15 protein-coding genes and 1 rRNA gene are annotated in these 14,347 nt (G+C 33.9%); 6 read left to right on the forward strand and 10 right to left on the reverse strand.

Going from position 1 to position 14,347, the window contains the following annotated elements:
- Positions 1-30: 30 nt before the first annotated feature.
- Both FFONT_RS05900 and FFONT_RS05905 read right to left on the reverse strand, forming a co-directional pair.
- Positions 31-729 (reverse strand): hypothetical protein, encoded by a 699-nt coding sequence (locus tag FFONT_RS05900; RefSeq protein ID WP_148683737.1) that lies wholly within the window; start codon positions 727-729, stop codon positions 31-33.
- Positions 656-2,122 (reverse strand): glycosyltransferase family 39 protein, encoded by a 1,467-nt coding sequence (locus tag FFONT_RS05905; protein WP_148683738.1) that lies wholly within the window; start codon positions 2,120-2,122, stop codon positions 656-658. The genes FFONT_RS05900 and FFONT_RS05905 overlap by 74 nt, the downstream gene beginning before the upstream one ends.
- Positions 2,123-2,403: 281 nt before the next feature.
- Here FFONT_RS05905 and FFONT_RS05910 point away from each other — a divergent pair, with 281 nt between their 5' ends.
- Complete coding sequence (locus FFONT_RS05910) at positions 2,404-2,889, forward strand: Lrp/AsnC family transcriptional regulator (protein ID WP_014558325.1); 486 nt, start codon at positions 2,404-2,406, stop codon at positions 2,887-2,889.
- Between the two features lie 218 nt (positions 2,890-3,107).
- On the opposite strand, the gene rrf is transcribed toward FFONT_RS05910, so the two are convergent.
- Positions 3,108-3,226, reverse strand: a 5S ribosomal RNA gene (gene rrf, locus FFONT_RS05915).
- Positions 3,227-3,306: 80 nt separating this feature from the next.
- Between rrf and FFONT_RS05920 the strand changes: the two genes are divergently transcribed.
- Complete coding sequence (locus FFONT_RS05920) at positions 3,307-4,101, forward strand: phosphoglycolate phosphatase (protein WP_014558326.1); 795 nt, start codon at positions 3,307-3,309, stop codon at positions 4,099-4,101.
- Here FFONT_RS05920 and FFONT_RS05925 read toward each other — a convergent pair.
- The 7 genes from FFONT_RS05925 to FFONT_RS05955 form a co-directional block, all read right to left on the reverse strand.
- Positions 4,081-4,989 carry a DHH family phosphoesterase gene (locus FFONT_RS05925; RefSeq protein WP_158308327.1) on the reverse strand — a complete coding sequence of 303 codons (909 nt, stop codon included), beginning with the start codon at positions 4,987-4,989 and terminating at the stop codon, positions 4,081-4,083. The two genes, FFONT_RS05920 and FFONT_RS05925, sit on opposite strands and share 21 nt — an antisense overlap.
- 350 nt (positions 4,990-5,339) lie before the next feature.
- Positions 5,340-6,299 carry an NAD-dependent epimerase/dehydratase family protein gene (locus FFONT_RS05930; RefSeq protein WP_014558328.1) on the reverse strand — a complete coding sequence of 320 codons (960 nt, stop codon included), beginning with the start codon at positions 6,297-6,299 and terminating at the stop codon, positions 5,340-5,342.
- A 17-nt stretch (positions 6,300-6,316) separates the two neighbouring features.
- The gene (locus FFONT_RS05935) at positions 6,317-7,507 is read right to left on the reverse strand and encodes an aminotransferase class I/II-fold pyridoxal phosphate-dependent enzyme (RefSeq protein WP_014558329.1); all 1,191 of its coding nucleotides are present in this window, start codon (positions 7,505-7,507) and stop codon (positions 6,317-6,319) included.
- Positions 7,508-7,862: 355 nt separating this feature from the next.
- Positions 7,863-8,165 carry a hypothetical protein gene (locus FFONT_RS05940; protein ID WP_148683740.1) on the reverse strand — a complete coding sequence of 101 codons (303 nt, stop codon included), beginning with the start codon at positions 8,163-8,165 and terminating at the stop codon, positions 7,863-7,865.
- Positions 8,166-8,173: 8 nt separating this feature from the next.
- On the reverse strand, positions 8,174-8,332 hold the full coding sequence (locus tag FFONT_RS05945; protein ID WP_148683741.1) for a 30S ribosomal protein S30e: 159 nt from the start codon (positions 8,330-8,332) through the stop codon (positions 8,174-8,176).
- A 56-nt stretch (positions 8,333-8,388) separates the two neighbouring features.
- Positions 8,389-9,474 (reverse strand): DUF373 family protein, encoded by a 1,086-nt coding sequence (locus tag FFONT_RS05950; protein ID WP_014558332.1) that lies wholly within the window; start codon positions 9,472-9,474, stop codon positions 8,389-8,391.
- Positions 9,475-9,614: 140 nt separating this feature from the next.
- Positions 9,615-10,253, reverse strand: coding sequence for an N-glycosylase/DNA lyase (locus FFONT_RS05955; protein ID WP_014558333.1), 639 nt, complete (start codon positions 10,251-10,253; stop codon positions 9,615-9,617).
- A gap of 205 nt (positions 10,254-10,458) precedes the next feature.
- Between FFONT_RS05955 and FFONT_RS05960 the strand changes: the two genes are divergently transcribed.
- From FFONT_RS05960 to FFONT_RS05975, 4 genes are all read left to right on the forward strand, one after another.
- On the forward strand, positions 10,459-10,716 hold the full coding sequence (locus FFONT_RS05960) for a hypothetical protein (RefSeq protein WP_014558334.1): 258 nt from the start codon (positions 10,459-10,461) through the stop codon (positions 10,714-10,716).
- A 108-nt stretch (positions 10,717-10,824) separates the two neighbouring features.
- On the forward strand, positions 10,825-12,798 hold the full coding sequence (thrS, locus tag FFONT_RS05965) for a threonine--tRNA ligase (RefSeq protein WP_014558335.1): 1,974 nt from the start codon (positions 10,825-10,827) through the stop codon (positions 12,796-12,798).
- Positions 12,795-13,538, forward strand: coding sequence for a TatD family hydrolase (locus FFONT_RS05970; RefSeq protein WP_014558336.1), 744 nt, complete (start codon positions 12,795-12,797; stop codon positions 13,536-13,538). Before thrS ends, FFONT_RS05970 begins: the two co-directional genes overlap by 4 nt.
- Positions 13,535-14,278, forward strand: a complete 744-nt coding sequence (locus tag FFONT_RS05975) for a metallophosphoesterase family protein (protein ID WP_148683743.1) — start codon at positions 13,535-13,537, stop codon at positions 14,276-14,278. Before FFONT_RS05970 ends, FFONT_RS05975 begins: the two co-directional genes overlap by 4 nt.
- The last annotated feature ends 69 nt before the right edge of the window (positions 14,279-14,347 follow it).

Consider the following 14,347-nt stretch of genomic DNA (forward strand, 5'->3'; position numbering starts at 1 on the left):
GAAAGCCTCGCCCTTTAGGGCGGAAAGGAGTCAGTTGATATGTAAAATCCCCCCTTTAAATTCGAGTTTTTTCCTTTTTATTAGTTCATAAAGCAATTTTTTAGCTTCATTTTTTGATATTTTCAGTCTTCCCATTAAAACATTAGTTGCATCTTCTAAAGTAATTTCCCCAAATTCTAGCATGCTGTCTAGCAAGACTTTATAAGCCTTCTCGAGAAAGTAGCTTTCTCCTTCATCAGCCTCAAGTAACTTTCCATTTTTATATTTCAAGTACTTTTTTAATCCCCCGTATTTTATATAAAAGCCAGAATAATCTTTTTCTAGCCTTAAAATATTCATACCAAAAATCCTGTTAATCCCTTTACTCACATGTGTGAATAGAAGCCTTACATTTCTTTTTAGCCTTAAAAAATCATTAATATAATCATCAAGGTTTTCTCCTATTGAAAAGATTATTATAGGAACATTTGTATTGTTCTTCTTCATTTGCAACTCTTCGATGCTATGAGGAGGAATTATATTTATGGAAGCTTGATTGCAATTTGCTTGAATGTATTTTTCAATAATATTTCTGTTTATTGGGGAGATCTCTACAGCAAAAACTTCAACTCCCTCACTTTTGTAAATGTTACATACGGACTGTGCTAGCAATAAGCTAGACTCCAGTGAGTAATGTGATATGACTACCAACCTGAGCTTGGTTCCTATTTTTTCTAAAATGCTTTTCAAATTTCTCCACTAACTTACTAAATAGTGCCGCGAGCTCTTTTAATTTTTCATAATAAAATCCTGAAATGTTATAGTACCCGATAAACAGCAAAATAGACAAGGGAAAAAGCTCATAATATATTGGAGAAATTTGTGTGAAGTAAAAACTATAAAGAGTTTTGTTTCCTGCAAAATATGTAATATAGTAGAAAAAGAAAAAGAAAAAAGAAAGCAATGAAAGCCCTGCGAATTTTTCCAGATTTTTGTTCTCTGAAATTTTAAAGAAATATACTGGAAAAGTCAGAAGAGATGCAAAAAAGACAGGTATATATATGAACGGAAGTCCTTTAGCTGGGATGTCTGGATTGTAAGATAAGTAAAAAGAGTGCAAACCAAAGACCCAATCGATGGGAGTGCTTGCAGGAGGTCCTGGAGGTCTGCTTTGTGTGTTCCATATTATTGCTGAAACGAATTGAGATATAACCCATACAGGTCCAAAATGAATAATGTATGGTAGGAAAACTATGATTGCAACTATAAGCTGGGCTAGTGCAACCTTGAAAAATGCACCTATTATATCATTTTCTTTTTTATAAAGAAATAATATTAAAAATGGAATCAGAAACAGACCACTGTATTTTATCGTAGATGCAAGAGAAAAGAACAATAGGGAAAAATTCTTCTTATCATAGATATAAAAGAGAGATCCAAGTGCCGTAAAAAAGGCTAGGTGAATATCTAGCATTGCTACAGAAGCCATGTTAGTTGTTAATGGATCAAAGAAAGCGGCAGTTGAAGCTAGTATCATTCCAAAAATACCAGCCAATCTCCATCCTGCTAAAGCAGCTATTATAACTATAGCTGCACCCTCTATAATACCGGGCAATCTCCAACATATAGGTTTATCACCTAAAAGGTATATTGCTAAAGCAATTATGTATTTACCTAGCGGCGGATGCTCAGGATTTATATATGTATTAACGTTTGAGGTATCTGGAAGCGGAAAGCCGGGAATTATGTCAGTTAAGTCTTTGCATTGGCCTAATGATTTTACTAAGTTATTTGGCACTGCGACAGCTATTGCTGTATTTTTAATATAGTCACCTTTGAGGATTTCTCCGCCGTTTTGCAAAACAAAATTTTCGCATGTAAGCATTCCTTGGTACGAAGAAAAGAAGAGATTTAGACCTGTTAAATTATTTACCTCGTAGGTTGCATTCAAATGAAAAATATCTTTCAAAATCAAAACCGAGCTTGGAACGTACCAAATTTCATCGCTAACATACCAATTTTGGCTTTTTGCGATGTTGTATTCATTTTCAAATTTGTATCCAGAAAGGACTAAACAAATAATAATACCTATAATGAAAAGCTTTAAACCTCTTGCGTCCGTAATTTTTTTGATTATATTCATTGAAATTAACACCGTATTACCGATACGAATTCGAAAATGTAGCTTGCTTACCACATATCATAGCTTTTACTATTATGATAATATTTCATATCTAGAAATAATTATTTATTATTTAAAATCTATTCTAAAAATAAGTAAGGAGCCTTTCGTTAACAAAAGCTTTTAGGATAAAAGATTGTTTATCTTTCAATATAATTAAAAAGTTTTTATAAAACATCATCAATTTTAGTAATAAATAATGGAAAATATTCATAAATATAATTGATCGTGGTGAAGTTTTTATGGCAAAAAAAGAGAAAAATACCATATATCAATTAGATGAAATAGATTTAAAAATACTGACGCATTTATCCAATAGTTCAAAGACAAGTTTAAACCAGCTATCAAACATTTTAGGAATCCCGGTTTCTACGGTTTTTGCTAGAATAAAAAAGCTCGAAGAAAAGGGGATTATTGATAAGTATACCTTAAGCGTTGATCCGAAAAAGCTCGGATTTAACGTGACTGCAATAATCAATTTCAGTGTAGAGGGCTCTCATATAGAAGAATTTGAGAAGCAGATATCAAATCATCCCAACGTTTTGTTTTTGTATGATATAACTGGAGATTTTGATGTCATTGCAGTAACAAGATTCAGAAACATAGAAGAACTCGATTACTTTATAAAAAACGTACTAAAAAATCCATATGTAAAAAGGACAATAACAAATATAGCATTAAGGGTTGTAAAAGAATCATATCCTCATGTTCCTTTGTTGATAGAGTAAAAAAATTTTAGAGTGAATTTGATTTGCATGCAAAGATAAGGACTTTAAAAAAGGTTGCAATATCGCTGGTTTTAGCATGTATTTTTCTTTCAATCTTTTCTTATATCTTGACTAGAAATACTATACATTTGATAGAACTATCCATATTTATCTTTCTGCTTGTAATTGACTGGATCCTTATATAAATTCTTAAAGAATTAGTTTATCTAATAGGAGCCTGGCACCGGCTTGAGGCCCCTGCGAGCCCTCTCGGCGCTCACGGGGAACCTCAACGCAACCGGCTTAACTTCCGGGATCTGACGAGTCCGGGTGTTGCCCGGTTGCTATGGCCGGTCCAGGCAATAAATTATTAATTTTCAATAGGTTTTTAAATTTAATGGTTATCTTTAAGCATCAAAATTTAAAAAGGTGATATACGTGGATAATTTAAAAAGAGGTGTTGAGCTTATAAATAAGCTTGCAAATATTGATTCAATTGCTACTGATGTTGATGGAACTATTACCGCTAATAGAGACGGATATTTCATACCAAGTGAAGTTATAGAATGCATTAGAGAGATAAGAAAGTATAACATAATGCTCATATTTGTTTCAGCTAATGCTTTTCCAGTTTTGTATGGGTTGGCGAGATATATTGGTGCAAAAGCAATCGTTTCAGAAAATGGTTGCATTATTGCTTCATTAAATGAACATGGAAGAGAGATGAATATCTACGAAATTTGTGGGCGAGGATACAGAGAATTAGTTTCAAAAATTGTATCTGAAATGGGAGATTTCTTAAAAGAAAGCTGGCAGAATGATTATAGAAAATACGATTTTGCTCTTATTCAAAAAGATAATAGAGTATCTCATATAGAATTGATACAAAAAATTAAAAAAATCGTTATAAAAAACGGATATGACAGCAAGGTAAATGTTAATTATAGCGGTTACGCTTTTCATATTACTCCAAAAGAAGGTGGCAAGTCAGTTGGTCTAAAAAAGATTTCAGAAATTTTGGGAATTGAACTAAAAAATACTTTAGGAATTGGTGATAGTTATATGGATTTAGAATTCATTCAGCTAACTGGGGTAAAAGTTGCTGTTAGAAATGCAGACGAAGACCTTAAAAGGAACGTTGATATAATAACCGACGAAGAAAGCGGATATGGTTTCGCTCAGATATGCGAGACCATAATAGATGCAAAAAAATTAAAGCTTCAATCTCTTTAGAAGATTAATTATTTTTGATTTAATCGACTCTTTGTCTTGAACATCATCAATAAGCGAAATTCCTGCAGCATATGGATGCCCACCTCCTCCTAAAGCTGAAGCTATCTGTAGCACATTTATTTTATGGCTTCTTAAAGAAATTCCCTTATCATAAATAAATACATAAAGATCAGCCGGTCTTTTTCCCTCACTTTCTAACTCTCTAACTATATCGCCTGGATGTAATTTTTCACTTGAACTTATAAAGGCTATAACTCCTTGCTCAGTTTGAACATATTCTGAAGCTTCAATTGCACTTTTTATCAATTTTTTGTACTCGAGATCGATTCTTTCAAACTCCCTCTGAGCCCATTTAGGCCAAATATAACCATCAATCCAGCTTTCGAGTGTTTTATATCTTATACTCCAATCACCCCACCTTAGCAACACCCTCCACTTGTATGTCATTTCATATTTATTGGAGAAAGTATCATCATCAATAGCTAATTTAAGTACATCTTCAATATACGATGGAGGACGTTGCTCGCCATATAAGTAATTTTTTACCAGCTCAGCAGCGCAAGAAGCTTTCTCATCTACGATGATTTCAGCCCCCCGCGTTTTTAAAAAATTTTTCGCTTCTTCATCCCAAGCATGATGATCTATCCATACCAGCTTTATCTTCTTTTTTTCTGCAATTTTGATGATGTTTTCAGCTATTTGAAAACTGGGATTTAAATCAGTAATAAAAACATTCTGGACTTTGTTCTTACTAATTTCATTGAAATATTTGTCAATTTTTATAGTGCTAGAAAGCTTAATGTTTCTAGTGGGAATTCCATAATTAATAGAAAGAATAACGGCAGAAGCTATGCCATCTATGTCCCAATGCGAAATTATACCTCTCATCATTTTCAGCCTATATATTTATCCCAAATTATTCTTCTATTCAAAGGTTAAGATTTTTTACCTGTTACACTATAAGCACTAATATCCAATATCTAAGAATTTTTTTTTGCATATTAATTAAAAGCTTTTTTATATATAAAATTATAGGACTAGAAGCATTGTTAATTATCCATATATATTGTCATTTTATGGATATCTAATCATCTATAAAATTATATCTACAGATTTTAGAAAATTATATGAAACTCAAAACAGCTTGTCTATGGCAATACTGATTTACCTTTCATTTCTGTGCTATAAAAAATATTAAATAGTTAACATAACTTTTTTTATTATAGTATTGCACTAAATCACTTTATGTTAATGCTTTTTCCTAGCTTTTTTGATATCTTCATTAACATATCCTTTACCATGGATTCAAAGACCCACTCAGGACTCCAACCCCATTCTTTCCTCGCGACACAGTCGTCGATAGTTCTAGGCCAAGAGTCAGCTATTTGTTGCCTATAATCCGGCTTGTATTCTACTTGAAATTCTGGTATATATTTCTTTATTTCTTTTTCAAGCTGTTTTGGCGTAAAGCTAAATGCTGAGACATTATAGCCGACAAATGTTTCCAATTTTGACTTATCTGCATTCATGAGCTGAATTATGGACTTTATTGCATCAGGCATATACATCATAGGAAGCATCGTATCTTCATGAAGATAACAGGTATATTTCTTCCCTTCGATCGCATAGTAAAAGATTTCAACAGCATAATCAGTAGTCCCCCCTCCTGGGAGGGCTTCGCTACTAATTATTCCCGGCCATCTAACTCCTCTTACATCAAGGTCGTATTTGTTGACGTAATATCGTGATAGTAGCTCGCCTGCGTATTTTGTTATTCCGTACATGGTTGTGGGCTCTATTATTGTGTGCTGTGGAGTGCTATACTTCGGAGTAGTCGGACCGAACACTGCAATAGAACTCGGCCAAAAGACTCTTGTTCCGTATTTTCTAGCTACTTCAAGTACATTAAAAACTCCCAATAAATTTGTCTTAAAAGCTAGCTGTGGATTTTTTTCACCAGTAGCAGACAATATTGCAGCGAGATTATAAATTTCGTCTACATCATATTTCTTCACTACTGATTCAACTAAGTCTACATTCAAAACATCTATATATTCGCGAGGAGCTTCTAGTTTAATATCAATTTTTTCAGGATAATATCCAGCAATTACATTTTCTGAACCATAAAGCTTTCTAAGTACCGGCACAAGCTCAAAGCCTATTTGTCCGTTAGCTCCTATAACTAAAGCTCTCGTCAATAGAGTATCACCTTAATTTATATTATGCCAAGTTTTTTGCCCCACTTTTCATATGCCGCAAGAGTTTTGTCTAGGTCCTCTCTGGTATGTCCAGCGCTGACTTCATTTCTGGTCCTCTCTGTGCCTCTTGGCACCATCGGATAGACTATTGGCACTACAAATATGCCGTCGTCGAATAAAGCTTTAGCAAGCTCTCTAGCCTTTTTAGTATCTCCAATTATTACGGGAATCATCGGAGTTTCACTCTTTCCCGTGTTGAAGCCTATGGATTGTAGCTCTTTTCTAAAGTAATTTGCATTCTCATGGAGCCTTCTCACTCTTTCCTTTCCTTCTTGGCTCATCACTATTTCTAAAGCTTTGAGATTTGCAGCTATAGCACCTGGAGATGGTCCAGTGCTCAAAAGCCAAGATCTGGCTGTATTTCTTACATATTCTATTATCTCTCTGTCTGAACCTACCATTCCTCCCGATGATCCTAGAGCCTTTGAAAAAGTTCCCATATGAATATCAATTTTGTCGTCAACTCCAAAATGAGCAGGAGTTCCTCTTCCTTCACCTAGCACACCTTCTCCATGGGCATCATCAACATAAACTATGGCATTGTACTCTTCAGCAAGCTTAGATATATCTTTGAGAGGAGCAATATCTCCGTCCATAGAAAATACACCATCGGTTATGATTAGTATCTTGTTGTATTTTCCATGAGCTTTGCGAAGTTTATCTTCTAAATCGGCTACATCACAATGATTGTAAACGATTTTTTCTGCTCTAGAAAGCCTAATTCCATCTATTATACTTCCGTGATTAAGCTGATCCGATAAAATGAGGTCTCCAGTTTCTACCAACGTTGGAATCGTTCCTACATTCGTAGCATAGCCTGTCGGAAAGAAAATACCAGCTTCAGTTCTTTTGAATTCTGCTATCTTTTTTTCCAATTCTGACAAAATTTCATGAAAACCAGCTATAGCCCATACCGCACCAGGCCCCCACCCATATTTTTCTATTGCTTCAACGGCTGCTTGCTTCAGCCTTTGATCATTTGCAAGATTGAGGTAATTGTTCGTTGCGAACATAATTACTTCTTTTCCTTCAACAATAGCATGAGGACCTGTAGGTCCCATTAGCTTTTTAATTTCCCAATATTCTCCTCTTTCAAGGAGCTCCTTAAGTCTCTTACCATAAAGGTCTTTTACCCAACCTTTAGCCAAAATCTACCACCAAACATAGTATCTATTTTATTTTATAAAAATTTTTGTATTAGAAATACATATGTTTAAAATTGTGAGCATCACTATATTGGGAAAGTAAAATTCGAAATCTGATGTCTTTTAATTAAAAAACTTGAATTTTTTAACAAGTTAGTTTTTGAAGGGATCAGCGGCTACCATTCAATTCATCCGGTTGCCCGTCTTTAATTATCCCCTACGCTCATCATTTGGATTTGTTGAATTTTTCTTTCGCAACCACTAAAGCTTTGTATCTAAAAATGCTCGAATATATGCGTCATAAATAGATTGATCAAATTATAGCTTAAAAATTCTTCTAGCTAAGATTGGTACTAATTTACGAAATATTACTAGAAAGCTTCTGTCCAACAAAAATTTTCTTTTTATAGTATACAGTAAATTTCCACCAACTATAAAGCCAAAAAACCACAAAAGCTCCAAAAACAACAAATCGAAGGATTACGACTTCTACATTTTCGCTTTGGATATATAAAAATATAACTTTCATGAGGAAAGTAATAGCAATAAATCCAAACCATCCATATGCTAAAATCGGTAAAATTACAAAGACGGATCTAGCGACTTTTTTCGCAGAAAATGACATCCTTCTTTTCTGCCTCGTATTAACAATTACTAACAAAATTTATCTTATCTTCTTGAAGAGCTCAATGTCGGTTTTACTACTCTAACAAAATATTCTATCCTGTTTCTTACAATTGGAGGCTTGTTCTTTCTCCCTTTTGGTTCAATTTTAGGCGTTTGATTTCTGACTTTTCCTGCTTTTGTCAATGAACCGTGACTGGGCATGTTATTTTCACCCTTTTCTTAATTATTTTTTCTAAAAGGGTTTATAATAAATTCGCCTATTTTTGCGAAGGGAAGAACCTCTTTTCTAAATAAGCTATTATTAAAGTTAGTGCACCAGCAATCACAAGACCAACTAGCAGTATTTCTAAAAATCCTGAATCAAATAAAGAACTTCTCAGTATATCTAATGCAGTACCCCCTGGATAAGTTGTTAGATATTGACCTAATCGTAAAAACGCGATAATAAATATCAGTGTTACGATCATCCCTAGCACGTCTCTCCAAATTCTTATGTTTCTTTCTATAATTTTCACAATTCCCTTTCCTATATAAATAGAGAAAATGCTTAATCCAATCAAAGGAGTCGCAGACTGTAGAGCTTCCCCCCAAGACCTTATGTTATATTCGCTATATAATGTGTATCCAAATATAACTGCGCCTGATATCAAGAAAATTGTAGCTATTGTAGAAGAAATAAACATTATAGGACTGCTAGCCCAGAGCTCATAAATTTTGCTTTCTAAATTGAACCCTCTGATTATCATAGCACCTCCGATAAGAAATCCTGCAACCATAACTCCATATTGAATATATCCAAAGAAGTCTAGTATTACAAACGCCAAAATTATTGCACCTGGGAGACCTAGGAAAATCTTCGAAAATCTTGGCTCAAATATTGCTTTTTTTAGATATTTACCAATAAGAATATATGTTTCTTCAACTCCCCTCCATTGTTCGACAACAACTCTTTTTATTGAAATTACTGGGAGAATGGTCTCTATAACTGGCAAAGTAAGCTCGTCTTCGGTCCCATCGCTAACCATTATAATTCCAGTCACTCCAGTCTTCTCCTTTAAGAATTTAACGGCATCTCTGATCTTCATATCAGCTTTTATTGAATCAGTTTCATGTCCTCCGACGACAGCAATTTCAACATCCATTCCTTCGTTTCTGAGCTTTTCATATAATTGAAGAGCGGAAAACATCACGTTTAAATCGCTGTCTTCTGGCGATTTTAGGGCGAACTCTACTGCGATTTTGAAAACATCATCTTTTCCGAAAATTGGCGTACTCTTTCCAGTAACTCTTTCAATGTCGTTATCTCTGTCTACAACCAACAGAAGAACTTTTCCTTTCTCCACTTTCAAGACCTTTGCGAGCTTCCTGTTAGATCAAATTAAGCTAAATAATAAAATTATTAGTCTATTTAATATATCTATTTTTAGACAAGACATAAACTTCCCTCAAAAATTAAGATTATAAAAATAATACCGTTATCATTTCATTTTAAAACTTTACCAGTTTCCATATACCATAAATATAAGTCGAGTTCTCCCAAAGACAGTATAGAAGTTGTTGCTATTTTTTCTAAAACTTTTTCTATTTCTTCGTATCTTTTTCTAGTAAGAGTCTTAAATTCCTGTTTCAAAAGCTTATACTTTTTTAATATATCTAATATATGAAAATCGATGATTGCTAAATTGAAAAAGCCTGTATTTCTAAGAAAATGGCTGCTCTCTTTATACCCTATACCATAAATATTGTCAGCCATCCATTTTCTAATCTGTTTTGAACGGTCTTCATCGGAATTCTTCACTAATTCACATATTTTATCCTTGAATTTCCTGGCTTTAACAATATATTCAGCTCTTTTCTCGGGATATCTATGTCCAAGCTCTCTCAGCCTTCTAGCAAGCGCTTCCTCAGAAAGATAAAGAAATCCAATGCCAATTTCTTTCTGTATGAAGATTCCTCTTTCCGCACTAAAGTTCGCTGTAAGTATACAAAAAGAAAGCTCACTAAAAATATCTTCGCAACTCCCCTCTTCTTTTAATTTTCTAAATTCAATTATTCTTCCATTTATCAATTCCCTCAGTTTCTCATCTTTTTTTAATTCGATAACTTTCTCGACTAATTCCAAGATGCTCCTCCATTTAATACTTTGTCATGTTTATCTTCGTTTAAATGAAATTAAATATTTTATAAAGTTAGCAATTATTGCAAAAACTCTAAAAATAAAAAACCATTTAATGTTTTGGGAAATTTTTCTATCTTGGATAGAAAATCTTATATACAATATTAAAAGAGCATAAAATGGATTAAAATATAATAGGAAGTGTTTTAAAATGCAGGAAGAATACTGTAAAGAGCCACCTTGCATACATGTAGTATCTAATGATAGAAAGAAAATTTTTGCAGTGTTTTTTGAAGATAGCGAAGGGGTTATTACTTGGATTGAAAATAGGAAAATGAAAGAAGCACTTCAAAAAATTAGAGAAGCTGAAAGCAAAGGATATAGAGAAGCTACTCAAGACGAATTGGATAATTTAGCTAGGGAAAAGCTGGGAGTTGAGCCTATACCTGAAGAGGAAGAGGAGTGGTAAATATTTTTATGTAAATGAGTTTTTTGGAATTTATTTTAGTCTGAAAAATATATATAGAGAAAATTTTTAAAATAGTAAGCAAGTTAAATAAAAGTAGGTGTAAGATTTTTGGTTGAAATATCAATAATAGATAAAGTCATCAATATTGAAAGCGGTAGAAAAATAGACGTTAATCCTAACAGCAAATTAGGTTCGCCGATTTTTATATATGCAGTAACAAAGGAAAGAAAAAAAGAGGTATTTCCTATTGATTCGGTAGTTAAAGATGATTGGGAAAAGGCCGAAGTAGTCTTTTTCTTCAGCAAAAAAGGATTGGAGGTATTTATGGATACTCTGGGTCATGTTGTTGAAGCTTCATTAAAAACACTATATCCCGATTATAAGCTTGCAGGAATAACAGTTAGGGAAAACGAGGTGAGAATAGACTTCTTTACAAACGGTTCGGAGTTTTCTTCTGAACAGGCAGAAGAGGTAATAAGAAAGGCGGTAGAAATCGCTAAAAATTCAAGAGTTGAAGTAGATGAAATTGAAAGATCTAGAGTAGAAGAAATGCTGAAAAATTCTGGAGAGACATTTTTGCTTGATTTAATGAAGCGTATTGAAAAGCCTAAGTTGATAAAAATAGGAAATATTTTAACAATATGCGAAAACAGCATCCATCTTCCGGACTTATCTATTATAAAGAAAATAGAGGTAACTAATTTAAGTACATCCCATTGGATGGGAAGGGAAGATGCTCCCCTACTGACTAGCATTCACGTGACAGGTTTTCCCAGTGAATTTGATGAGAACCTTTACAGTGCGAGAAAAGAAGAAGCAATGAAAAGAGATCATGTGATGCTAGGGAAGGAAATGGACCTATTTCTAACATCTCCTCTAGTAGGAGCAGGGATTATCTTATGGCCTCCAAATGGAGCGATAATGAAGAGGGCCTTGGAGGATTATATCGTAAAGGTACATATGAAAAAAGGATACCAACTAGTATCGACTCCAGTAATATCTTCGGCGGAACTGTTTAAAATAAGTGGGCATCTCTCTCATTACAGGCAGAATATGTTTCTCTTCAATTTAGATGAAAAGGAGCATGCTATAAAGCCGATGAATTGTCCCTTTCACATCATAATCTTCAAGAGGAAAAAATGGAGCTATAAGGAGCTTCCAGTTAGATATTTTGAACTTGGAAATGTACATAGGTATGAGAGAGCAGGAACACTTCACGGCTTAACAAGGGTGAGAGGGTTCACCCAAGACGATGCACACATATTTGCAAGAGAAGATCAGATAGAGGAGGAAATCTCTGGAGTATTAAAGCTGACTAAGGAAATCTATGATACAATGGGACTTAAAGATTACAAATTTATTCTGAGCCTGAGAGATCCTTCTGACAAAGAAAGCTATATGGGAAGCGAGGAGATCTGGCAAAAGGCAGAAGTTGCACTAGAAAATGCCCTTAAAAGCCTTAATGTTCAATATACAAAATCTATTGGAGATGCAGCATTTTATGGTCCAAAAATAGATGTAATATTTACCGATGCCTTAGGAAGGGAATGGCAGTGCGCAACTATTCAGCTTGACTTCAATCTGCCAGAAAGGTTTGATCTCACATATATAGACAAGGACAACAAGGAAAAAAGGCTGGTAATGATACACAGAGCTATTTTGGGAAGCATTGAGAGGTTTATTGGAATACTCCTTGAACAATATGCAGGAAGACTTCCTTTATGGATTTCTCCAATTCAAGTAGCAGTGTTGCCAGTTGAAGAGTCAGATCCTCAGCAGGTCAAAAGGGCAGAGGAGATCAATAACTATTTGATGCAGAGTGGCATCAGAACTCAACTAATGGTAGAAGGAAGATTGAATGCTAGGCTAAGAGATGCAAGATTGCTTAGAATTCCATTGATTGCAGTAATAGGAAAATCCGAGCTTGAAAATGGAAGTTTGACTGTTTCCTACCTAACTTATGGGGAAGATAGCGATAAGAGATATAAGCCTAAAGAAGAAAAGCTTTCCTTCTCTAGTGAGAAAGAGTTTGTCGAATGGATCAAGAATAAAGTTAGAGAACAGACCGGCGGTGTTCTTTGATTTCTGCGGCAAGCTTTAAATATATTGATGCTCATACTCATGCGTATGAATATGAAGAAAAAAGCCTTTCCAATTATGAAAAAGAATTTCTTTTAATAGCGGTTTCGGATGATGCTGAATCTTCTAAAAGAACAGTAAAGCTGTCAGAAGATTTTAAAGCAGTATATCCTTGTGTTGGTATACATCCATGGAACGTCTCAAGGTCTTCTAGAGAAGACATAAAAACAATAGAAAACATGCTTGAGAATTCTGAATCGCCTTGTCTTGGAGAAGTTGGGCTGGATGCCAGAATGCATCCTGAAACATTTGAGAGACAAAAGGAATTCTTCGCCTCTTTTTTAGATATTGCGAGGGAATATGATGCCATATTGAATATACATACCTTAGATGCTTGGGAACTTGTCTATGAGCTAATTACTAAAAAAGAAATAAATAGAGCAATATTTCACTGGTATAACGGTCCCATTGAGTTAATGCAAAAAATACAAGAGACAGGATATTATATTTCAATAAACGTTGCATTAAAAATGCAAAAAAAGCATGAAGAAGTGGCTAGAAAAGCTGATTTGAAAAAATTGCTTACGGAGAGCGACGGTCCCTACATATACAAAGGCACACTCCTTAAAACAGAAATGATTCCTGAAGCGATTAAATACCTTGCGGAAATCAAAGGTGTTGGGGAAAACTACCTTAGAGAAAAAATATATGAAAACTTTTTTGACCTGGTGAAAAAAATTTGAAGTTGTTTTTCACAAGTGATATTCACCTGCCATTGTTTAAAAACGAGTTTTCTCTCTCTATAGAAAGGTTATGCAATAGAGAGGAAGAATTTGAGGTTGCAATGTTTGCAGGAGATATTATAGATAGGGGCAAAATTCAACATTTCAGCGATTTTTTCTCTATAATTAAAAAGTGTAAGTTTAAAAAAATTATTTCGATTTTTGGAAATGATGAATATGAAGAAGAAAGGGAAAAGGTCAAAAAAGAATATAGCTGGGTTATTTGGCTTGATGATGAAAATGTACAATTAAATATAGAAAATTACACTGTAACGGTATTGGGGACTACTGGTGTTTTAGACGTGCCTACTAAATGGCAATATAAAAATATTCCGAACATAAGAGAAAAATATGAAAGAAGACTTGTGCTTATTGAAAAATTCCTAAAAGCTGAAAAGAGAGAAAGAGAATTAAAAATACTATTAACGCACTATCCGCCCACTTTTAAGACATTGCAAGGTGAACTTCCATTTGCCTGGCCTCAAATGGGCTCAGAAAGGGCTGAAAGACTTATTAAAGATTTAGATACTCTAGATTACGTTATCCACGGTCACGCTCATAATGGAAAAATATTAGATACTGAAATAGGAAACACTCGGGTTTTCAATGTAGCTTTTCCGGCGAGGAAAAATATCTTTATATTAGAAATTGCTAAGAAGGTTTTGTTAACGGACTTTTTTTCTAAGAAATCTTCCAGCTAAATCTTTTTATTTTGAAAAAATTTTATTTTATAACTAGTTTTTATAAAATAAATCTATATATGATGTGAT

The sequence above is a fragment of the Fervidicoccus fontis Kam940 genome (genome assembly GCF_000258425.1).
Classification (GTDB): Archaea; Thermoproteota; Thermoprotei_A; order Sulfolobales; family Fervidicoccaceae; genus Fervidicoccus; species Fervidicoccus fontis.